Annotated in this window: 20 protein-coding genes and 2 pseudogenes; 12 read left to right on the forward strand and 10 right to left on the reverse strand. The window is 70.6% G+C overall.

The annotated features are described in order from the left end of the window. The first annotated feature begins 288 nt into the window (after nt 1-288). Together ACZ3TI_RS02530 and ACZ3TI_RS02535 are read left to right on the forward strand one after the other, a co-directional pair. Complete coding sequence (locus ACZ3TI_RS02530; protein WP_465722447.1) at nt 289-900, forward strand: ATP-binding protein; 612 nt, start codon at nt 289-291, stop codon at nt 898-900. Further along, entirely contained in the window at nt 888-1,019 is a 132-nt protein-coding gene (locus tag ACZ3TI_RS02535; RefSeq protein ID WP_465722449.1) for a hypothetical protein, read from the forward strand. The genes ACZ3TI_RS02530 and ACZ3TI_RS02535 overlap by 13 nt, the downstream gene beginning before the upstream one ends. An 87-nt stretch (nt 1,020-1,106) precedes the next feature. Here ACZ3TI_RS02535 and ACZ3TI_RS02540 read toward each other — a convergent pair. Then, nucleotides 1,107-1,190 (reverse strand): annotated as a pseudogene (locus tag ACZ3TI_RS02540) (DNA mismatch repair protein MutT); the annotation flags it as partial. A 115-nt stretch (nt 1,191-1,305) separates the two neighbouring features. On the opposite strand from ACZ3TI_RS02540, the gene ACZ3TI_RS02545 reads away from it, so the two are divergent. Next, the gene (locus ACZ3TI_RS02545; protein WP_465722451.1) at nt 1,306-1,860 is read left to right on the forward strand and encodes an NUDIX hydrolase; all 555 of its coding nucleotides are present in this window, start codon (nt 1,306-1,308) and stop codon (nt 1,858-1,860) included. Between the two features lie 21 nt (nt 1,861-1,881). On the opposite strand, the pseudogene ACZ3TI_RS02550 reads toward ACZ3TI_RS02545, so the two are convergent. Beyond that, nucleotides 1,882-2,961, reverse strand: a pseudogene (locus ACZ3TI_RS02550) (XRE family transcriptional regulator). A 343-nt stretch (nt 2,962-3,304) separates the two neighbouring features. On the opposite strand from ACZ3TI_RS02550, the gene ACZ3TI_RS02555 reads away from it, so the two are divergent. The 3 genes from ACZ3TI_RS02555 (at nt 3,305) to ACZ3TI_RS02565 (ending at nt 5,481) form a co-directional block, all read left to right on the forward strand. Then, complete coding sequence (locus tag ACZ3TI_RS02555) at nt 3,305-3,475, forward strand: hypothetical protein (RefSeq protein ID WP_465722453.1); 171 nt, start codon at nt 3,305-3,307, stop codon at nt 3,473-3,475. An 81-nt stretch (nt 3,476-3,556) separates the two neighbouring features. Further along, complete coding sequence (locus ACZ3TI_RS02560) at nt 3,557-4,750, forward strand: JmjC domain-containing protein (RefSeq protein WP_465722455.1); 1,194 nt, start codon at nt 3,557-3,559, stop codon at nt 4,748-4,750. Further along, entirely contained in the window at nt 4,684-5,481 is a 798-nt protein-coding gene (locus tag ACZ3TI_RS02565; protein ID WP_465722457.1) for an aldo/keto reductase, read from the forward strand. Before ACZ3TI_RS02560 ends, ACZ3TI_RS02565 begins: the two co-directional genes overlap by 67 nt. Here ACZ3TI_RS02565 and ACZ3TI_RS02570 read toward each other — a convergent pair. The 3 genes from ACZ3TI_RS02570 to ACZ3TI_RS02580 form a co-directional block, all read right to left on the reverse strand. Continuing rightward, complete coding sequence (locus tag ACZ3TI_RS02570; RefSeq protein WP_465722459.1) at nt 5,469-6,296, reverse strand: hypothetical protein; 828 nt, start codon at nt 6,294-6,296, stop codon at nt 5,469-5,471. The genes ACZ3TI_RS02565 and ACZ3TI_RS02570 overlap by 13 nt on opposite strands. 182 nt (nt 6,297-6,478) lie before the next feature. After that, nucleotides 6,479-8,512, reverse strand: coding sequence for a prolyl oligopeptidase family serine peptidase (locus tag ACZ3TI_RS02575; RefSeq protein WP_465722461.1), 2,034 nt, complete (start codon nt 8,510-8,512; stop codon nt 6,479-6,481). 89 nt (nt 8,513-8,601) lie between these two features. Beyond that, nucleotides 8,602-10,125 carry a peptide MFS transporter gene (locus tag ACZ3TI_RS02580; protein WP_465722463.1) on the reverse strand — a complete coding sequence of 508 codons (1,524 nt, stop codon included), beginning with the start codon at nt 10,123-10,125 and terminating at the stop codon, nt 8,602-8,604. Nucleotides 10,126-10,454: 329 nt separating this feature from the next. Here ACZ3TI_RS02580 and ACZ3TI_RS02585 point away from each other — a divergent pair, with 329 nt between their 5' ends. Both ACZ3TI_RS02585 and ACZ3TI_RS02590 read left to right on the forward strand, forming a co-directional pair. Further along, nucleotides 10,455-11,129, forward strand: a complete 675-nt coding sequence (locus tag ACZ3TI_RS02585; protein ID WP_030058577.1) for a response regulator transcription factor — start codon at nt 10,455-10,457, stop codon at nt 11,127-11,129. A gap of 89 nt (nt 11,130-11,218) precedes the next feature. Then, nucleotides 11,219-12,466 (forward strand): ATP-binding protein, encoded by a 1,248-nt coding sequence (locus tag ACZ3TI_RS02590; RefSeq protein ID WP_465722466.1) that lies wholly within the window; start codon nt 11,219-11,221, stop codon nt 12,464-12,466. 5 nt (nt 12,467-12,471) lie between these two features. On the opposite strand, the gene ACZ3TI_RS02595 is transcribed toward ACZ3TI_RS02590, so the two are convergent. Together ACZ3TI_RS02595 and ACZ3TI_RS02600 are read right to left on the reverse strand one after the other, a co-directional pair. Further along, nucleotides 12,472-13,167 (reverse strand): ester cyclase, encoded by a 696-nt coding sequence (locus ACZ3TI_RS02595; RefSeq protein ID WP_465722468.1) that lies wholly within the window; start codon nt 13,165-13,167, stop codon nt 12,472-12,474. Nucleotides 13,168-13,326: 159 nt separating this feature from the next. Continuing rightward, nucleotides 13,327-13,881 carry a GtrA family protein gene (locus ACZ3TI_RS02600; protein ID WP_465722470.1) on the reverse strand — a complete coding sequence of 185 codons (555 nt, stop codon included), beginning with the start codon at nt 13,879-13,881 and terminating at the stop codon, nt 13,327-13,329. A 255-nt stretch (nt 13,882-14,136) separates the two neighbouring features. Between ACZ3TI_RS02600 and ACZ3TI_RS02605 the strand changes: the two genes are divergently transcribed. From ACZ3TI_RS02605 to ACZ3TI_RS02615, 3 genes are read left to right on the forward strand one after another with little or no spacing between them, the layout of a single operon-like run. Then, nucleotides 14,137-15,276 carry a 5-(carboxyamino)imidazole ribonucleotide synthase gene (locus tag ACZ3TI_RS02605; RefSeq protein WP_465722472.1) on the forward strand — a complete coding sequence of 380 codons (1,140 nt, stop codon included), beginning with the start codon at nt 14,137-14,139 and terminating at the stop codon, nt 15,274-15,276. Beyond that, the gene (gene purE, locus ACZ3TI_RS02610) at nt 15,273-15,806 is read left to right on the forward strand and encodes a 5-(carboxyamino)imidazole ribonucleotide mutase (protein WP_465722474.1); all 534 of its coding nucleotides are present in this window, start codon (nt 15,273-15,275) and stop codon (nt 15,804-15,806) included. The genes ACZ3TI_RS02605 and purE overlap by 4 nt, the downstream gene beginning before the upstream one ends. Before the next feature lie 45 nt (nt 15,807-15,851). Beyond that, complete coding sequence (locus ACZ3TI_RS02615; RefSeq protein WP_465722476.1) at nt 15,852-17,066, forward strand: dipeptidase; 1,215 nt, start codon at nt 15,852-15,854, stop codon at nt 17,064-17,066. Between the two features lie 3 nt (nt 17,067-17,069). Here ACZ3TI_RS02615 and ACZ3TI_RS02620 read toward each other — a convergent pair whose 3' ends face one another. The 3 genes from ACZ3TI_RS02620 to ACZ3TI_RS02630 form a co-directional block, all read right to left on the reverse strand. After that, a complete protein-coding gene (locus tag ACZ3TI_RS02620; RefSeq protein ID WP_465722478.1) occupies nt 17,070-17,483 on the reverse strand; it encodes a CoA-binding protein in 414 nt (137 codons plus the stop codon). Between the two features lie 44 nt (nt 17,484-17,527). After that, a complete protein-coding gene (locus ACZ3TI_RS02625) occupies nt 17,528-18,019 on the reverse strand; it encodes a hypothetical protein (protein ID WP_465722480.1) in 492 nt (163 codons plus the stop codon). 143 nt (nt 18,020-18,162) lie between these two features. Next, the gene (locus ACZ3TI_RS02630) at nt 18,163-19,500 is read right to left on the reverse strand and encodes a UDP-glucose dehydrogenase family protein (RefSeq protein ID WP_465722482.1); all 1,338 of its coding nucleotides are present in this window, start codon (nt 19,498-19,500) and stop codon (nt 18,163-18,165) included. A 282-nt stretch (nt 19,501-19,782) separates the two neighbouring features. Here ACZ3TI_RS02630 and ACZ3TI_RS02635 point away from each other — a divergent pair. After that, nucleotides 19,783-20,087, forward strand: a 305-nt coding sequence (locus tag ACZ3TI_RS02635) for an acyl-CoA dehydrogenase family protein (RefSeq protein WP_465722484.1), incomplete at its 3' end; no start/stop codon positions are given.

Below are 20,087 nucleotides of genomic sequence, written 5' to 3' on the forward strand. Positions count from 1 at the left end.
CTGGTGCAGAGGCCAGTGTGCCGCGCCGGTCGCCGGTGGATCCATCCGGGCTCGGCGGCGCGTGTCCCCCGCGAGGGGGAACCTTCTCCCATCTGTCTTTAATTAAAGAGTCGATGCGTTATCGTCGTTCTCAGATCGATCCGACGGATCGTCAGTAATGCCTGCATCAAGGGCAGCAGGCGCCTGCTGCCCGCGCGCCGAAGAGCAGCCGCCGCCCCGGCCTGGCTCACGGCGGCGACCGTCATCCCCTCTCCTTACTCCCCACACCACAGCCTCACGGAGGTTCCCGTGTGCATCCGTAACACCCCCTCGCTCACCCTCTCCCGGCAGGCCCTGCGGGACGTCCTGACCCGCAACGGCTGGGACGGCGAGACCATCTTCAACGCCGAACTCGCCCTGATGGAGCTCCTCGTCAACGCCTGGCGGCACGGCGACACCACCTCGCCCGTCGTCTGGTTCTCCCTCCTCGACTCCACCCTCCGGGTCACCGTCTCCGACGAGTCCGACGCCCTCCCGCAGCAGCGGACGCCCGCCGACTTCGCCGAGACCGGCCGGGGGCCTCCAGCTCGTCTCCGGACTCACCCACCGCTGGGGCGTCGACCCGCAGAAGCGGGGCAAAACGGTTTGGTACGAGCTGGACTTCGCCTCGTGACCCGCGACCCCGTCGCCCCGGACGACCCCAGGATCTGTGACTACACCAAGCCGCAAATCACCGCCCTGCTCGGCGAGTTGCACCGGCGCGGCCTGCCGCACGGGCTCCTCTGGGGCTCCGCCTCGGCCGGCGAGACGACGCTCGACGGCCGCATCCTGGTCGACTTCGGCAACGCGCCGATCAGTACTCTGCTCAATCTCCTCCACCTGCTCCGCGACCTGGAGAGGGACGAGGCGTGGCACCGGTGAGGTTCTTCGTCGGCGCGGCCCTGGTCGCCCTGCTCGCCCTCGCGATCGCCACCGTGGCCCTCGGCGCCATCGCGGCCCTCAAGATGCCCCACCCCGAGGAGCGCGACGAGCAGCACTGAACCACGCGAAGGCCCTCGCCCACCCAGGGCGAGGGCCTCGCGGGTGCCGCTGTCAGCCGAGGTGAGGGATCGCCCTGTGCTCCAGGAGCAGACGTTGACCTGCTGCCGGACCTCGCCGTCCGAGTACGCGATCACGCGCCGTGGGTCGGTCTACGTGCCGACGAGCCCGGATCAATCGCACTCGCCAACAGCATCCCTGGATGGGCGAGGGCCCGAACACACGTCCTCGGCTCGGTGAATGTGGTCAACTATGCCCACCTGCCGCCTTCCCAGGATGTGATTGCTGATGAGTGCTCAGGCCGATGGGCTCGAGCCGTGGAAGATCTACGGCGACCGCTTGGTCTATGACAATCCATGGCTACAGCTGGCCCTCGTGGACGTTGAGCCTCCTGGTGTGGCGCGCTTCGAGCATCACGTGGTGCGCTTGAAGCGCGTGGCCATAGCCGCGGTGCTGGATTCCGACGACCGCGTGTTGATGCTGTGGCGGTACCGCTTCGTGCCACAGTCCTGGGGCTGGGAACTTCCCGGTGGCATCGTCGATCCCGGAGAGGATGGCCTGGGGGCGGCTCTGCGTGAGGTCGAGGAGGAGACCGGCTGGCGACCGGATCACCTCGACCACGTGGTCACCTTCCAGCCGATGGTCGGCATGGTGGACTCGCCGCACGAGGTGTTCGTCGGTCATGGAGCGACCATCGTGGGCGAGCCGGAGGCCGGCGAGGAGGCCGGCCACGTCGCGTGGGTGCCGATGTCCGAGATCCCGGTGCTCATGGCGGAGGGGAAGCTCATGGGTTCGGGAACCCTGGTCGCGCTCTTGCACATCCTGGCTTCCCGTAAGCAGTGATGCCCGAGGAGACTGCCATCCTCATCGCGATGCTCCGAATTTCTCGACCAGTTGGTTGACTCGGGCGCGTTGGCGGGCTGATCCAGTGCGATTGGCCAGCAGCCGTGCCTGCCGTAAGTGGTTCACCGCCTCGTCCTGTTCCTCTCGGGCGAGGTGCGCCTGGGCGAGATCGCAGTGCAGGCCGGCGGCCGCTCTGGTGAAGGTGGCGTCCATGGTGGCGAGAGCGCCGTATAGGTCACTCATCGCGGCGTCGTCTCCAAGGCGGGCGAGGATGTTGCCGCGCCACCGGGCCAGGTGGCTGTCGTTGAGGAAGATGCTCAACATGTCGGGGTCGCGGTCCGACGTTCCAGCTGGGAGAGCGGCCGCTGCCAGGTCCAAGGACCGTCGGCAGGCGTCTGCCTGGCCTGCCTGGGCAAGGAGTTCGGCCTCGGCGACGTACAGCCATGCGGCCAGCCGAGCGGAGGCCTTGGTGCCGACGGAGCGGTGCGCCTCCTGAACGAGCTGTACGGCGAGTTCGGTCTTCCCGGCGGCCGACAACACGTACGCCTGCTCGGCCATGGCGTGCGCCAGGTACATCGGCTCCTTCGCCTCGGCTGCGGCCCGCTTGCCCAGCTCGTAGTGACGCCAAGCTCGTTCAGTTGCACCGACGTCGAGCGCCTGTCACGCCGCCAACGTGGCTGCCCCGGCGAGCGCCAGGGCGATGGGTTCCCTGGTGGTGGGCAACACGGCGAAGGTCAGCGATTCTTCCAGGGCTGTCAGGTGTGCCTGCATCTGGTCGACCAGCGCGGCCGCCCCCACCTGGCGGTCCACCGTGCGCAGGAGCTCGGTCTGGGCCATGAAGGTCTTCACCATGCCAAGGCTGAGGCTGTGGGCCGCCTCGATGCGGCTGACCAGTTCGTCATAGCCGGCAACGGTCAGTGCCTGGTCACCTGTCGCGTGGCCGCCGAGGAGCTCTCGGTTGGTGAGCCCGAGCAGCGTGCGAAGCAATGAGGCGTACAGGGGGCCGATCGGTCGGCGGCCGTTCTCCCATTCCGAGACGTAGACGCGCAGGCTCGCGGTCGAGGCGATGTCGAGGAGGTGCTGCCGGGCGTGCCGCTCCATCTCGTGGACAAGCCGCTCTTGTGACCAGCCCCGCTCCTTTCGCGCCTGCCGCAACTGAGCTGACATATCCCTCGGCCCCATCCCGTGATCGTGGCAACTGATGCGTCCTGACCGTGTTGCCACAGGTCAGAGAGGGTTAACTCGTAGACGTTAACGGCGGTTGGCTACTGATCTGGCGTTACGTCAACTTTCATTGTTCTCAGGCTAATCACCGAGTCGGTTGTCGATCCGAGGTTTCGATCGATCGAGGCTTCATCTCTCCGGCGGAACGGCTCGGGGCTGCCGCCGACGCCTGAAAGGGCGCCATGACGCCCATGCACACCTCGAAAGGAAGGAGCGCCACGTGGACGACACCACGAAGAATCCGCCGACGAAGACGAGCGGGCTGCTGGTCGCGGTCGAGGAGCTGATCGCTGTCCAGGACAGGTACGACAGCCTCCGCTCCGACAACGCCGGATCGTCCGGCGACGCGCCGTGGCCCGGTGGTGACGGCAACCTGACCGACGTCGCGTAGGACCCGGTCATCCCCAGGGGCGGGAACTCGTGCACCGCGCGAGTTCCCGCCCCGCTCCAGCACACTCCTACGGAGGTAGCAGTGGAACACCGACTGGTCACCGCCATCGAGACGGCCCTGGGCTGGCGCAGTTCCGAGCCGCTCGGCACCGGCTTCGTGCTCGGGCGGATCGAGGACGACGCGCTCCTGTCGCGCATCCTCACCCCGAACAAGCTGCTCGACATCGCGATGCGTCGCAGCCTCAACCGGCCGCAGTTCCGAGCGTTTCAGAAGGGCGAGGAAGTCCACCCGGCCGTGTACTTCACCGACACCGTGAGCCCGCGCGGGCAGTCCGTCCCGATGGCCAACATGCACCGTCTCGGCGACCTGCTCCGCCAGGGGGCGACGCTCATCATGGACCAGGTCAACGTCTTCGACCCCACCGTGGAGATCACCTGCCGAGCCTTGCAGTGGTGGGCGCACGAGCGCGTGCAGGTGAACGCGTACCTCACCACCAACGACGCCGCCGGGTTCCCGCTGCACTGGGACGACCATGACGTGATCATCGTCCAGCTTTCGGGGGAGAAGGATTGGGAGGTTCGAGCTACCTCCCGCACCGCTCCTATGTACCGGGACGCGGACCCCAACAGCACGCCCAGTGAAACCGTGATCTTCAACGGCACACTCCAGGCCGGCGACGTCATGCACATTCCGCGCGGCCACTGGCACCGGGCCACTCGCACCGGAAGCGGCGCCGGTCACAGCCTCCACGTCACCTTCGGCATCACCAAGCGCACCGGCGCTTCCTGGATGGCCTGGCTGGCCGACTGGTGCCGCGAGCAGGAGGTCTTTCGTATTGACCTCGACCGGAGGGGCGCCGGTAGTTCGGCCCTTGTGGAAGCTGCCACCCGCCTCGCCGGCCAGCACGGTCCGGAGGAGTTTCTCACCACCTACGGGCAGCAGACCACCCCCGGGCGTCACGTGCCCTTCCTCGGCATCTTCGGCCCGCCTCGTGCCGTGGTGTGCACCACCCACTTCCCGCCCCGGATCGAGGAGAACGGGGACACCGTGGATGTCACGGCGGCCGGGAAGAAGCTCACCGTCGCAGCCAAGGCCCTCCCCGCCCTGCGGCTGCTGCTCAGCGGCCGGCCGGTCCTGCTGGAACAGGCGGCGGCGACCGTCGGAGACGAGATCCACGAGGTTGCCGAGATCCTGATCAAGGAGGACCTGTGCGCACCGCTGACCGACGAGCTGTCCTCGGGCTACACCGGTCTCGTCACCAACGCGACCTCCTGAGCGGCGCCCTGGACCTCGGCGTCACCACGATCGACACCGCCTCGAACTACCTCGGCCATCGCTCCCACCGGACCCTCGCGGCAGTTGCCGGCGACCTGCTCCCGAAGTTCTCGATCTCGACCAAGGTCGGATACTTCGAGGACGGGCACAGCCTCCTCCCGGTACGGCTTCGTCGCGCTGTCGAGAAGACGGTGAAGGATCTCGGCCGCGAACCGGACACGGTCCTCCTGCACAACCCGGAGCATTCCGCCCCGACCGCCGAGACTTTGACGCACGCGTGCGCGGTCCTGGCTGAGGCGGCAGGGACCGGGCTGTGCGGGCGCTGGGGGATCTCCACGTGGGACCCGCGCGCGCTGGTAGGCCTCGACGTACCCCGACCGGACGCCCTGATGGTCCGCTCCGGCCTTCTGGTCGGCAACAGCGTCCTCGACGCCGCCGAGGCACTGGTGGCCGGGTGGCGACCGGCCGCAGTGTGGGGCATGAGCCCGTTCGGCGGCAGCACGCCCGCACCCATATGGGCAAGGGTGGATCCGAGGACGTTCCTACGGGTACCAGCTGCCACGGCGGTGCAGGCAGCATTCCGGGTCGCCTTCGTGCTCCCCAGGGTGGACGCGGTGGCGGTGGGCACCGACGATGTCGTGCACCTACGGGAACTGCTCGGTGGTCTGGCGTACGAGATCGACACCGAGGTGCTCCGGTCGTACCGGCAGCTCCTGCGTCAGTCGGCCTGAAACTCCTTCACCACCCGCTCCGCCAACACTCGGGCGGCCTCACGGCGGGGGTCCTCCGGATGCGCGTGTGGGCCGAGGATCTTCGCCGTGACGAACAAGGTCATCAGCTTGCCGTCCCGGCTCGCGAAGTCGCGGCTCCGCTCGATGCGAACGCGATCGGCCAGCGCCGGTACGGCAAGCGATGCCGCCCACAGCGTGGCAGCGTCCAGACCGCGTGGGGCCATGCCCCAGTCTTCCCAGTCGAAGACACAGAACTCGGGCGCTGTCACGTTCGCCCAGTTCAGATCCGCGTGCGCCGGACACCACTCGCGCACGGTGGCATCGACACCCGGAAACACCCGGCGGATCGTCTGAGTCACCAGCTCCTGGGTGATCGTCTCCGTGTCCGGCGTGGCGATCCGGTTCGTCCGCTGGCCGGCGAGCGCATCGAGCGAGGCGCTCAGCTCCGACCACCATCGGGGCGGCAGCCTGGGTTCCTCGGCCACCACTGCGGATCCTGCTGGGGTGGAAGGCAGCAGTTCGGTCTCATCGGCCCGCCACACCACCGGCTCGGCCTCGTCCCGCCAGGCGACGCCGGCGAGCCACGCGGGCTTCGCGATCCCCCGCAAGGCCTCAGCGGAGGGAGTGCCGTCCCCGCCCTGGACGCCGATCCGGTCGAGCCCTCGTCGCTCGATGCGCACCCACGTGCCACGCTCCGTGCGGGCGCCCACGGATCGGCGTTTGCGGACCACCGTCGCCCTGTCGAGCTGCGTCCCCAAGGCCGTCTCGACACGTACCAGCACCTCGTCCACCGGTGCCCGGCGCAGATCCGTCATGGGACAACGGTAGCGATGCCCGGCGGAGTTGGAGCCGCTCTCCGAAGGACGAACCTCGCCATCGCACAGACCGGCCCCGGCGCCCTCATGGGCCGCCAGGCGATCGGGCGTAGGGAGTCGGCCGGGCCGACTTCCTACGCGTCAGCGACCAGGCTGCGGTGTTTCGGCGGCGTTGGCCTCGCTCACTCCATGTCCAACGACCGGCGCAGGAAAGCCAGTTCGTGCAACAGTAGGTTCTCCGCCACCGCCTCGTCGGTTGGCCGGTGCCCGGTGCCGCGCAACGGCAGCACCTCGTGCGGGCGGCCGGCGGCGAGCAGGGCGGCAGAGAGCCGCAGGGTGTGGACGGGGAAGACGTTGTCATCCGCCAGGCCTTGAATCAGCAGAAGGGGGCGGCTCAGCTTCGGTGCCTCGTTGACGAGGTCGCAGGAGTCGTAGTGCTCGGGGTGCTCGTCGGGGTGGCCGAGGAAGCGTTCCTGCCAGTGGGTGTCGTACAGCCGGTGGTCGGTCGGGGCAGCCCCGGCGGAGGCGGCGTGGAAGACGTCCGGGCGGCGCAGCACCGCCAGGGCGGCGAGGAAGCCGCCGTAGGACCAGCCACGGATGGCGACCCGGTGCAGATCGAGCAGCCCCGGCCGCAGTCGGGCGGCCTCCCGCAGACCCTCGACCTGGTCCTCCAGGGCCGGCCCGGCCTTGTCACCCCAGATGGTCTTCTCCCAGCGCGGCCCGCGCCCCGGGGTGCCGCGGCCGTCCACCACCAGCACCGCGAAGCCCTGGTCGGCGAACCACTGGGACACCTGCTCGTACCAGGCACCGCCGGTGGTGACCTTCTGCATGGCCGGGCCCGCGTACGGGTCGAGCAGCACGGGCAGCGGCCGGTCGTCCGGGCGGTGGCCGGTGGGCAGCAAGAGGTGGGCGCGTAGCTCGCGCGGGCCGAGGCGGAGCAGCTCGGGCCGGGCGGTGACGGCGGGCGGTTCGGCGTACGAGGTGAGCGGGCGGGCCGGAGCGCCGTCCCGCAGAACGGTGGTGACGGCGCCGCCGGTGAGGACCAATGTTCCGCCCCGCTCGACGCCGGTGTGCAGGCCGGGGCCGCTGCTCAGCTTCCGCAGGCCGACGCCCGGTTCGTACGTCCAGAGGTGGGTCTCGGTGGGCTCGTCGGAGGCGGTGAACAGCACCCGCTCACCGTCCGTCCCGAGGACTGCCCGCAGTTGCAGTCCCGCCGGGGTGACCGGCTTGCCGTCGACGGTCAGGTGTCGGGTGTCGCCGAGATCGGCGCTGTCGACCAGCGCGCCGCCCGTCGTCCGGACCGGCAGTCCGGGGAGGAGTTCGATCCAGTGCGGGTCGTCACGTTCGGCGAGCACCCGGGTGGCGCCGTCCGGTTCGATCGCCAGCGTCCGGACGGTGCGCTGGTCGCGGCTCTGCACGGCGGCGTACGGGCCGTGGTCGTCCCAGCCGGCGGCGGTGAGGTACTCGAAGGCGGCGCGGTCCCAGCGGACCTCCGTGCGGGTGCGGCGGCCGTCGAGGTCGAGCAGCCAGAGCGAGACGTCGGCGTTGGCGGTGCCGGCCGGCGGGTAGCGGATGGCGCGGGGCGGTTGCCGCGGGTCGGTCGGGTCGGCGAGGAACCAGCGGGTGACCGGGCGCTCGTCGACCCGGGCGACGAGCAGGGCGCTGCCGTCGGGGGACCACCAGTACCCGCGGTCGCGGTATATCTCCGCGGCGGCGACGTACTCGGCCAGGCCGTACGTGACGTCCTCGGCCTCGGGCTCGGCGAGTGCCCGGTCGTCCGTACCGTCCGCGCCGACGACCCGCAGGGCTCCGCCGCTGACGTAGGCGATCCGGCGGCCGGTCGGGTCGAGCCTCGGGTCCGCCACCGGGCCGCCGGAGGCGACCGCCCGCACCGAGCCCGTACGGGTGTCGGCCAGCCACAGCGCGCTGTCCAGCGCGAAGGCGGCCCGCGAGCCCGAGGCGTCGGTGCTGTACGCGGTGATGCCGGTGCCGGTGCCGGTGCCGGTGCTGGTGCCCAGCGCGGCCGGGTCGGCGACCAGCCGCTCCGCGCCGGTCGCGGTGTCCAGCGCCCAGAGGCAGCTGAGCGGGTCGGTGCCGCCCCTGCTGCGCAGGAAGAGCACGGTGGCGCCGTCGGCGGAGGGCCGCGGCAGGGTGGGGGCGCCGAGGGTGAACCGGCGGGTGCGGGCGAGCCGGCGCGGGAAGGAGTCGGTCGTCATGCCCGGACCGTAGGCACAAAACGGCCGGGGCCGCCGTGGATCTCAGGAATCCACGGCGGCCCCGGAGTCGTGAGCCTGACGTCAGCGCGTCAGTGCACGCCGCCCATGAGGGACTGGACACGCTTGCGGCCCATGTAGACCGCGACGCCCGCGAGGACCGCGAGTGCGGCCTGCAGTGCGATGATCCCGGTGCCGTCGAGGTTGACGCCGGCCAGCGAGAGCAGGCTGGTGGTGCAGTCACCGGCGGTGACGGCGAGGAACCAGACGCCCATCATCTGGGAGGCGTACTTCTGCGGTGCCATCTTGGTGGTGACCGAGAGGCCGACCGGGGAGAGGCACAGCTCGCCGATGGTCTGGATCATGTAGATCGAGACCAGCCACATCGGGGAGACCTTGGTGCCGTCGCCCGCCATGTTCATCGGGACGATGAAGATGAAGAACGAGGCGCCGATCAGGACCAGGCCCATCGCGAACTTCACGATGGTGTTGGGCTCCTTGTTGCGGCGGGACAGCCACAGCCACAGCCAGGCGAAGACCGGCGCGAGCGCCATCACGAACAGCGGGTTCAGCGACTGGTACCAGGTGGCCGAGAAGCCGAAGCCGAGCACGGAGTCCGCGGTGCTCTTGTCCGCGAACAGCGAGAGGGTCGAGCCGCCCTGGTCGTAGATCATCCAGAAGATGGCGGCCGCGGCGAAGAACCAGATGTAGGCGCTCATCTTGGACTGCTCGCCGGCGTTCAGGTCCTTGTCGCGCTTGATGCGGGTCAGCACGACGATCGGGATGAGCAGGCCGGCCACGGTGAGCGGGACCAGGGCCCAGTTCAGCGTGTAGACGCCCAGCGCGACCACGGCGCCGTAGAAGACGGCGATGGCGAGGACCGCCGCGCCGGCCTTGACCAGCAGGCTCTTGCGTTCCGCGGGCAGCAGCGGGTTGGGGACCAGGCTGCTCTTCGGGCTCAGGTGGCGGGTGCCCAGCAGGAACTGGAGCAGACCGAGGCCCATGCCGACCGCGGCCAGCGCGAAGCCCAGGTGCCAGTTGTACTCCTTGCCGACCGTTCCGATGATGAACGGGGCGGCGAAGGCACCGAGGTTGATGCTCATGTAGAAGACGGTGAAACCACCGTCGCGGCGCGGGTCCTCGGGGCCGTCGTAGAGGTGGCCGACCATCGTGGAGATGTTGGCCTTCAGCAGGCCGGAGCCGAGCGCGACCAGGAGCAGACCGACGAAGAACGCCGCCTGGCCCGGGACGGCCAGTGCGAGGTGGCCGGCCATGATCACGAAGCCGGCGACGGTGACGGTCTTGCGGGCACCCCAGACCCGGTCGCCGAACCAGCCGCCGGGGTAGGCCATGAGGTAGACCATGGAGACGTAGACGGAGTAGATCGCCGTCGCCATCGTCGCCTTCATGGCGAGGCCGCCGCCCTGGCTGCCGGCTGCAGCGTCGACGCCGCCGGAGACCAGGTAGTAGATGAGCAGGGCGCGCATGCCGTAGTAGGAGAAGCGCTCCCACATCTCGGTCATGAACAGCGTGGCGAGACCTCGGGGGTGGCCGAGGAAGGTCTTGCCGCTGGGGGGAGCCGACGCGAGGTCGGCGGCCCGGGTCGTAGACGCCATGTGTAGTGGTTCCTTGCCTGACAGCGTCCGCCTAGGGGGGTGGCGGCGGACGTGGACGAAACCACTCTACGTGGCGATATTTGGCTCTATCAGATGACAAAAGCCACAGATAAGGTATGGGAATGGCAAAGTGATCCACAGATCTTCCCGATTGATCCATGGTAGATGTCGCCGTCTTCCTTCGGATTCAAGATCCAGGGGGGGATTCTTCGCCGAACCGGCGGTCTGCAACGACCCGTTGAGTTCAGTCGGATGCTTGTATAACGATCACGCTCTGTGAACTACCTCACAGGGCGTACGGGTATACCCCGGCGGACTACCATCACCACATGACCTGTGTGCTGCTTGCCGAGGACGATCCGGCGATCTCCGAACCGCTCGCGCGGGCCCTGCGACGCGAGGGCTACGAGGTGCTCGTCCGCGAGGACGGTCCGACCGCACTGGCCGCCGGCCTCACCGAGGAGGTCGACCTCGTCGTCCTGGACCTCGGCCTGCCCGAGATGGACGGCCTGGAGGTGTGCCGCCGCCTGCGCGCCGACGGCAAGAGCTGCCCCGTCCTGGTGCTCACCGCCCGCGCCGACGAGGTGGACACCGTGGTCGGCCTGGACGCCGGTGCCGACGACTACGTCACCAAGCCCTTCCGCCTGGCCGAGCTGCTCGCCCGCGTCCGGGCCCTGCTCCGGCGCGGCAACGTCGACCAGCTCACCACCGGCGCGCACGGGGTGAAGATCGACATCGAGTCCCACCGCGCCTGGCTCGGCGACGAGGAACTCACCCTCTCCGCCAAGGAGTTCGAGCTGCTGCGGGTGCTGGTCCGGGACGCCGGCCGGGTGGTCACCCGCGAGGAGATCATGCGGCAGGTCTGGGACACCACCTGGTGGACCTCCACCAAGACCCTCGACATGCACATCTCCTGGCTGCGCAAGAAGCTCGGCGACGATGCGGCCAACCCGCGCTACATCGCCACCGTGCGCGGGGTCGGCTTCCGGTTCGAGAAGAATTAGCCCGGACGGAGACGGGTCCGGCCACGGCCCCGTACGGAGATCGGGGCCGGGCGACGGCCGGTGAACGGAACACCTCGGGGAGCGGCAGCGTGAAACGCCGGATGATCAACTCGCTGCTGGGCGTCGTCCTGGTGGTGGTCGCGGTGTTCTGCGTGCCGCTCGCCCTGGTCGAGAAGCGCACCATCGTCAGCTCGGCCCAGGACCGGGTGGACGCGGCCGCCGTCCGGGTGCTCGCCCTGGTCGAGAGCCGGATCGCGGCGGGCGAGTCGGTCACCGAGGCGCGGGCCTTCGAGAGCCAGGTCACCGAGGGCAGCTACGTCGAGGTGCAGGTCCCCGGCCAGCAGGTCGTCTCGGCCGGCGCTCGCCCGGCCGGCGACCACCTGCTGAAGGCCGTCGAGCGCGGCAACAGCGGCGAGACCGTCACGGTCGAGCAGTCCCGCGAGGACGTCGACCACGAGATCGCCAACAACCTGCTGCTGCTGGGCGTGGTCGCCCTGCTCGCCGTCCAGGCCGCCGTCGCGCTCGCGGTCTGGCAGGCCAAGCGGCTCGCCCGGCCGCTCACCGACCTCGCCGAGACCGCCGAGCGGCTCGGCTCCGGCGACCCGCGCCCGCGCGACCGCCGCTACGGGGTGCCCGAACTCGACCGGGTCGCCGAGGTGCTGGACACCAGCGCCGAGCGGATCGCCCGGATGCTCACCGCCGAGCGCCGGCTCGCCGCCGACGCCTCGCACCAGCTGCGCACCCCGCTCACCGCGCTCTCCATGCGGCTGGAGGAGATCACCGCCCTCGCCGAGGACCCGCAGACGGTCCGGGAGGAGGCGACCATCGCCCTCCAGCAGGTCGAGCGGCTCACCGACGTCGTCCAGCGGCTGCTCACCACCCAGCGCGACCCGCGCAGCCCCACCGCCGTCGCCTTCGACCTGGACGAGGTCATCAAGCAGCAGGTGGAGGAGTGGGGCCCGACGCTGCGCGAGAAGAGCCGGGTGCTGTCGCTGGAGGGTCTGCACGGGATCACCGCGGTCGGCACCCCGGGGACGGTCGCCCAGGTGCTGGCCACCCTGATCGAGAACTCCCTGATGCACGGCGCCGGGACGATCACCCTGCGGATCCGGCCGTCCGGCACCTCGGTGGTGGTCGAGGTGCAGGACGAGGGCCCCGGAGTGCCGCCGGACCTCGGCAACCGGGTGTTCGAGCGCGCGGTCAGCGGGCGCAACTCCACCGGCATCGGCCTCGCCGTCGCCCGCGACCTCGCGGAGGCGGACGGCGGGCGGCTCGAACTCCTCTCACTGAAGCCGGCGGTGTTCGCGCTCTTCCTCGGCCGCAGCCACGAGGACTGAGCGGGTCAGGCGCCGGGCATCATGCCGAGCTGGCGCATCAGGCTCATCACGTCCCACTGCCACCAGCCCTCGCAGATCTTCCCGTCCTTGAAGCGGAAGGTGGTCGTGCCGCGGCCGACCACCGACTTGCCGGTGTTCGGCACGCCCATGAAGTCGGCCTTCTGGGTGGCGTGCCAGGTCCACCGGGTGGCGACCTCGTCGCCCTCGGCGATCTGGCTCTCGGCGTCGAAGGTGAAGTCGAAGGCGGACACGTAGCCGCCGCAGCGCTCCCGGAACGCCGCGACGCCCACCGCGTCGCCCTCGCTGCCGTAGTCGTGGTCCCGGTAGTCGGCGGTCATGCACTCGTCGATCACGTCGAGGTTGCCGCGGGACAGCTCGTCGAGGACCCGGCTCGCGGTGGCCTTGTTGAACCGGGCGTCGCGGACCACGTCGAGGTCCGTGAAGGTCGGCGGCGCGTCGCAGAGCGCCACCATCTCGTGGAAGATCCGGTCGGTCTCGGGCAGGTCGGAGTTCTTCATCGCCTCCTCGTAGGAGGGGAACTCCACGATCTCCACCACGTGCTTGCTGCGGGAACGGTCGGTGCCGACCACCGCGTGGGAGGCGGTCCGCCGGCCCTTGGTCGCCTCGACCCAGCTGTCCATCAGCCGGTTGAGGTCGTCGAGTTTGTCGGTCTGGCAGTCGATGATCTGGACGAACGTCATGGCGAGCCTCCTGGACCCCCCTCGGCCACGATCGTTCGCCGGCCGCACTCGCCCTCGGTAACCACTGTCCTCCGGTGGCGGCGGACGGGGCAACCGAAAGCCCCGGCGGGCCGGGTTCGGCCCGCCGGGGCCGGAAGTCTGCGGGGCTGGTTCCCGGGGCTACTTGGCCTTGGCGTAGCGGATCTGCTCGGCGGCCGGCGTCGGCTCGGCCGCCTCCTGGCCGTCGGCGGCGCCCGCCGGCGGCTGGGCCGGGATCCCGACCGGCTGCTCCGGCGTGGCCTTGAACACCCAGGTGCGGTACGAGACGAAGCGGAACACGGTGGCCACCGCGAGGCCGATCACCTTGGCGCCCAGCTGCTCGTAGTGCGAGTCCAGCTTCAGCACGTACACCGAGAAACCGAGCACGCCGGTCTCGATCAGCATGCCGATACCGCTGTAGACCAGGAAGAGCGTGATCTCCCGCCGGCGGGAGGCGGCGTCGCGGTCCCGGTACAGCCAGTACCGGTAGCCGAGGTAGTTGGTCGCGATCGCGATCAGCGTCGCGGCGATGTTGGAGCGCAGCGAGGCCAGGTGAAGTCCGTTGATGCAGACCCAGAAGACGGCGAAGTTGACCACCACGCCGCTCAGGCCGACGATGCCGAACTTCACGACTTCACCCGTGAGCCCGCGCAACTTCTGCGCGAGCGAGCGTTTCGAAGCTGCGGTCGTGGCCATACCGAAATGCCTCCATGTGCGTGCGGGGTCGAAAGGGTGGGCCGCGGCGCGGCGCCCCTTGAGCCCTGCGTGCACGCACATGATCGGACCGCGTAGACCAGGACCTGGCCGCCCAGGCTACCCGCTTCAACCGAACGGATCAGCCCCCAGCGTCCACGGTTGACGTCTACGCGCGTCCGTCCCCGAGGGCCCGCCCGCGGCTCCACCACCCCCCACCGGCCCGGATATCCTGGCCGGGTGACTTCCCCGGGCAATGTGAATTTTCCAGTGGTGGGCATGATCGGTGGCGGGCAGCTGGCCCGCATGGCACACCAGGCGGGAATCCCGCTCGGGGTCAGGTTCAAACTCCTCGCCGACACGCCCCAGGACTCCGCCGCGCAGGTGGTCTCCGACGTCGTCCTCGGTGACTACCGCGACCTCGACACCCTGCGCCGCTTCGCCGCCGGCTGCGACGTGATCACCTTCGACCACGAGCACGTCCCGACCGAGCACCTGCGGGCCCTGGAGGCCGACGGCATCGCCGTCCGCCCCGGCCCGGACGCGCTCGTCAACGCCCAGGACAAGGGCGTGATGCGGGCCAAGCTCGACTCCATCGGCGTGCCCTGCCCCCGGCACCGGATCGTCGCCGACCCGGCCGACGTCACCGCCTTCGCCGAGGAGGGCGCCGGCTACCCCGTCGTCCTGAAGACCGTCCGCGGCGGCTACGACGGCAAGGGCGTCTGGGTCGTCGACGACGAGCAGGAGGCGCAGGCCCCGTTCCTCGCCGGCGTCCCCGTGCTGGCCGAGGAGAAGGTCGACTTCGTCCGCGAGCTCGCCGCCTCCGTGGTGCGCTCGCCCAGCGGCCAGGCCGTCGCCTACCCGGTCGTGGAGAGCGTCCAGGAGAACGGCGTCTGCGCCGAGGTCACCGCCCCCGCGCCCGACCTCGACCCGGCCCTGTCCGACGAGGCCCAGCAGCTCGCCCTGCGGATCGCCGGCGACCTCGGCATCGTCGGCCACCTCGCCGTCGAGCTGTTCCAGACCCGCGACGGCCGGATCCTGGTCAACGAGCTGGCCATGCGCCCGCACAACTCCGGGCACTGGACCCAGGACGGCAGCGTCACCTCGCAGTTCGAGAACCACCTGCGGGCCGTCCTCGACCTCCCGCTCGGCGACCCCCGGCCGCGCGCCAAGTGGACCGTCATGGTCAACGTCCTCGGTGGCGACTACCCGGACATGTACCACGCCTTCCTGCACTGCATGGCCCGCGACCCCGGCCTGAAGATCCACATGTACGGGAAGGCCGTGAAGCCCGGCCGCAAGGTCGGCCACGTCAACGTCTTCGGGGACGACCTCGAAGACGTCCGCGAGCGCGCCCGCCACGCGGCCGCCTACCTGCGAGGAACGATCACCGAATGAGCGCCTCCCCCCAGCCCCTCGTCGGCATCGTCATGGGCTCGGACTCCGACTGGCCCGTCATGGAGGCCGCCGCCCAGGCCCTCGACGAGTTCGAGATCCCGTACGAGGTGGACGTCGTCTCCGCCCACCGGATGCCGCGCGAGATGGTCGCCTACGGCGAGAACGCCCACCGGCGCGGCCTGAAGGCGATCATCGCGGGCGCCGGCGGCGCGGCCCACCTGCCGGGCATGCTGGCCTCCGTCACCCCGCTGCCGGTCATCGGCGTGCCGGTGCCGCTGCGCTACCTGGACGGCATGGACAGCCTGCTGTCGATCGTCCAGATGCCGGCCGGTGTCCCGGTGGCGACCGTCTCGGTGGCCGGCGCGCGCAACGCGGGCCTGCTCGCGGTGCGGATGCTCGCCGCCTTCGACCCCGAACTCACCGAGCGGATGAGCGACTTCCAGGCCGAGCTGAACAGCCAGGCCACCGAGAAGGGCAAGAAGCTCCGCGCCAAGGTGGCCGGTTCCTCCTCCTTCGGCTTCGGCAAGTAATCACGGTCACGGGCGTGGACACGGGGGTGGGGTAGAACAGCTCGCATGACCTCTGAGCCGGAGACCCCCACCCCGCTGGACCACCTGGACCACGCCCGCGCCCTGCTGCGCACCGCCCCCGTGGTGGACGGCCACAACGACCTCCCCTGGGCGATGCGCGAGCACGCCGGGTACGACCTCGGCGCGATCGACCTCGCCGCCGACCAGAGCGACCGCCTGCACACCGACCTCGCCCGCCTCGCGGAGGGCGGGGTCGGCGCGCAGTTCTGGTCCGTCTTCGTCCCCGCCTCGCTGGCCGGCGACCACGCGGTGAGCGCCACCCTGGAGCAGATCGACTTCGTCCACGCCCTGGTCGAGCGCTACCCCGACCGGCTCCGCCTCGCCCGTACCGCCGCCGACATGGAAGCCGCCCGCGCCGAGGGCCGGATCGCCTCCCTGATGGGCGCCGAGGGCGGCCACTCCATCGACTGCTCGCTCGCCACCCTGCGCGCCCTCTACGAGCTGGGCGTGCGCTACCTGACGCTCACCCACAACGACAACGTGCCGTGGGCCGACTCCGCGACCGACGAGCCGGTCGCCGGCGGGCTGACCCGCTTCGGCGAGGAGGTCGTCCGGGAGATGAACCGGCTGGGCATGCTGGTCGATCTCTCGCACGTCTCCGCCGACACCATGCGGGACGCCCTGCGGGTCACCGAGGCGCCCGTCGTCTTCTCGCACTCCTCCGCCCGCGCGGTCTGCGCCCACCCGCGCAACGTCCCCGACGACGTGCTCGCCCAGCTGCCCGCCAACGGGGGCGTGGCGATGGCCACCTTCGTGCCGAAGTTCGTCCTGCCTGCCGCCATCGAGTGGACCGCCCGCGCCGACGAGAACATGCGCGCCCACGGCTTCCACGCGTTCGACACCACCCCGGCGGCCATGGAGCTCCAGCAGGCCTTCGAGGCCGCCAACCCGCGCCCGATCGCCACTCCGGCCACCGTCGCCGACCACCTCGACCACATGCGCGAGGTCGCCGGCATCGACCACATCGGCATCGGCGGCGACTTCGACGGCACCGCCTTCCTGCCGGACGGCCTGGACTCGGTGGCCGGCTACCCCAACCTCGTCGCAGAACTCCTGCGCCGCCACTGGTCGGAGGCCGACCTGGCCAAGCTCACCTGGCACAACGCCGTCCGCGTCCTGCGCGACGCCGAGTCCGTCGCCGCCGGGCTCCGCGCGAGCCGCCGACCGTCCATCGCCACCATCGCCCAGCTGGACGGCTAAGGCCTAATCCAGCAGCGGGATCTCGATGGCCGGGCACTTGTCCATCACCATGGCGAGCCCGGCCTCCCGCGTCCGCTCGTACGCGGCCTCGTCCACCACGCCCAGCTGGAACCAGACCGCCTTCGCGCCGATCGCCACCGCCTGGTCCGCCACCTCCCCGGCCAGCGCGCTGTTCACGAACACGTCCACCACGTCGACCGGGAACGGGATTTCGGCGAGCGAGGCGTAGCCCTGCTCGCCGAGGACCGTCTCGGCCTTCGGGTGGACCGGCACGATGCGCTTGCCGTGGCGCTGCAGCACCCGGGCCACGCCGTGGGCGGCCCGGGCGGTGTTGGTGGAGAGGCCGACCACGGCCCAGGTGTCCCCGGTGCCGGTGAGGATCCCGCGGACCGTTGCTTCGTCGCCGTAGCTCGTCATGCCGGTACCAACGACGGTCGGGGGTGCGGGATTCCGGCCCGGGCTCAGGCGTCGAAGGCCCGGAGCCTGACCCGGGCGGTGCCGTCGGCCTCGTAGGTGGCGTCCAGGTAGACGAACATGGCCTGCCCGCCGGGGCGGGACGCGTTCGTCTCGTGGGCGTTGCTGAAGCTCAGGCCGGTGGCGTTGTCGGTGCCGAGCCGGACGCGCGGGAAGGCGGCGGCCAGCCGGGCGGCCAGTTCGGCCCGGGGCATCCGGAACTCCACGGTGTAGCCCTGGTCCAGCCAGCCGCCGTCGTCCGTGCAGACGGCCCCGGTGGCCTGGGCGGGCATCGAGCCGCCCGCGAACTCCACCGCCTTCGAACAGGCGGCCGCGTGGGGCTTGCCGCCCTCGGTCAGGAGGAGTGCGAAGAAGCCGACGCAGGCGAGCGGCGCGATCAGGGCGGCGCCCAGGACGGTCAGCGCCAGCCGGGTGGCCCACCTGGCCCGCCTGGCCCGCTTGTCGGTCTCGCCGGCCCTGTCGGCACGTTCGGCGCGCATGAAGAACCCCCCGGTTTCCCCGTACCGGCGCGACCGCGGTGGCCAGATCCTCGCACACACCTTGAACGCGTTCAAATCTCCGGCTCGGGGCAAACGGAAGCGCCCGCTCCCGGGATCGGGGGCGGGCGCTCGGAGGGGAGGGGTCAGCTGGGGCGGCCGAGGGCGCGGTAGGTCCAGCCGGCGGCGCGCCAGGCTTCGGCGTCGAGGACGTTGCGGCCGTCGAGGAGGCGGCGCTCGGCGACCACGGCGCCCAGCTCGGCCGGGTCCAGCTCGCGGAACTCGGCCCACTCGGTGAGGTGGAGGACGACGTGGGCGCCCTCGGCGGCCTCCATGGCGGAGTCGGCGTAGGCGAGGGAGGGGAACATCTTGCGGGCGTTGTCCACGGCCTTCGGGTCGTAGACGGTGACCTGGGCGCCCTGCAGCTGGATCTGGGCGGCGACGTTGAGGGCGGGGGAGTCCCGGATGTCGTCCGAATTGGGCTTGAACGCGGCGCCGAGGACGGCGATCCGGCGGCCCAGGAAGCCGCCGCCGCACTGTTCGCGGGCCAGCTCGACCATCCGGGAGCGGCGCCGCATGTTGATCGAGTCGACCTCGCGCAGGAAGGTCAGCGCCTGGTCGGCGCCGAGCTCGCCGGCCCGGGCCATGAACGCGCGGATGTCCTTGGGCAGGCAGCCGCCGCCGAAGCCGAGGCCGGAGTTGAGGAACTTGCGGCCGATCCGCTCGTCGTGGCCCAGCGCGGTGGAGAGCAGGGTGACGTCCGCACCGGCCGCCTCGCAGACCTCGGCCATCGCGTTGATGAAGGAGATCTTGGTGGCCAGGAAGGAGTTGGCGGCGGCCTTGACCAGCTCGGCGGTCGCGTAGTCGGTGACCAGGAACGGCACCCCGGCGGCGATCGGCTCCGCGTACACCTCGCGCAGCAGCCGCTCGGCCCGCTCGCTCTGGGCGCCGACCACGATCCGGTCCGGCCGCAGGGTGTCCTGGACGGCGAAGCCCTCGCGCAGGAACTCCGGGTTCCAGGCGAGTTCGGCGCACTCGCCGACCGGCGCCAGCGCGGCCAGCCGCTCGGCCAGCCGGGCCGCCGAGCCGACCGGGACGGTGGACTTGCCGACCACGAGGGCCGGGCGGGTCAGGTGCGGCGCCAGCTCGTCGATCGCGGTGTCCACGTACGACATGTCGGCGGCGAACTCGCCCTTGCGCTGCGGGGTGTTGACGCAGATGAAGTGCACGTCGCCGAACTCGGCGGCCTCCTGGACGGAGGTGGTGAACCGCAGCCGCCCGGTCGAGCCTTCGTGCCCGGCCACGTGCTTGAGCAGCAGCTCGGACAGTCCCGGCTCGTACATCGGGACGCGGCCCGCGGTGAGCATGGCGATCTTGTCGGGGTCGATGTCCAGACCCAGCACCTCGAAGCCGAACTCGGCCATCGCGGCGGCATGCGTGGCGCCGAGGTAGCCGGTGCCGATCACGGAGATGCGGAGGGTCACGGGTTCTCCCTGGAGGCGGACTCGACCGGCCGGGGTGCTGACCTCGACCGGTACGGATGCCCCTGATGCTATCCGCCCGCCCAGGGCGCGAAGGGATCGGCCGCACGCCCGGGACGCCCGCCGGAACGCTAGGCAGCCGCAGGTCGGAGCCCTAGGATCTCTACTGAACGGTAGTTAACACCGGATTCGACGTCGATCGGACCGGTTCGATCGGACCGGATCCGACGTCGGTCACTGGACTGCGGTACTGGACTCCGGACACTGGACGACGAGGCAGGCATCATGGCGGGCAGCGCAGGGGCGGCTGACTTCGATCTCTTCCGCATCTCCGAGGAGCACGAGATGCTCCGTGAGGCGGTGCGTTCGCTGGCCGAGGCGAAGATCGCTCCGTTCGCGGCGGAGGTGGACGAGCAGGGGCGGTTCCCGCAGGAGGCGTTGGACGCGCTGCAGGGCAACGACCTGCACGCGGTGCACGTGCCGGAGGTGTACGGCGGTGCGGGTGCGGATGCGCTGGCGACGGTGATCGTGATCGAGGAGGTCGCGCGGGTGTGCGCGTCCTCGTCGCTGATCCCGGCGGTGAACAAGCT

Source organism: Kitasatospora sp. NPDC023120 (assembly GCF_055560835.1).

Bases quoted from the DNA above. Each gene is read 5' to 3' on its own strand.
- purE (WP_465722474.1), top strand. From the start codon at position 15,273: ATGAGCGCCTCCCCCCAGCCCCTCGTCGGCATCGTCATGGGCTCGGAC.
- ACZ3TI_RS02545 (WP_465722451.1), top strand. From the start codon at position 1,306: ATGAGTGCTCAGGCCGATGGGCTCGAGCCGTGGAAGATCTACGGCGAC.
- ACZ3TI_RS02575 (WP_465722461.1), bottom strand. From the start codon at position 8,512: ATGACGACCGACTCCTTCCCGCGCCGGCTCGCCCGCACCCGCCGGTTC.
- ACZ3TI_RS02580 (WP_465722463.1), bottom strand. From the start codon at position 10,125: ATGGCGTCTACGACCCGGGCCGCCGACCTCGCGTCGGCTCCCCCCAGC.
- ACZ3TI_RS02585 (WP_030058577.1), top strand. From the start codon at position 10,455: ATGACCTGTGTGCTGCTTGCCGAGGACGATCCGGCGATCTCCGAACCG.
- ACZ3TI_RS02600 (WP_465722470.1), bottom strand. From the start codon at position 13,881: ATGGCCACGACCGCAGCTTCGAAACGCTCGCTCGCGCAGAAGTTGCGC.
- ACZ3TI_RS02570 (WP_465722459.1), bottom strand. From the start codon at position 6,296: ATGACGGATCTGCGCCGGGCACCGGTGGACGAGGTGCTGGTACGTGTC.
- ACZ3TI_RS02595 (WP_465722468.1), bottom strand. From the start codon at position 13,167: ATGACGTTCGTCCAGATCATCGACTGCCAGACCGACAAACTCGACGAC.
- ACZ3TI_RS02620 (WP_465722478.1), bottom strand. From the start codon at position 17,483: ATGACGAGCTACGGCGACGAAGCAACGGTCCGCGGGATCCTCACCGGC.
- ACZ3TI_RS02625 (WP_465722480.1), bottom strand. From the start codon at position 18,019: ATGCGCGCCGAACGTGCCGACAGGGCCGGCGAGACCGACAAGCGGGCC.
- ACZ3TI_RS02615 (WP_465722476.1), top strand. From the start codon at position 15,852: ATGACCTCTGAGCCGGAGACCCCCACCCCGCTGGACCACCTGGACCAC.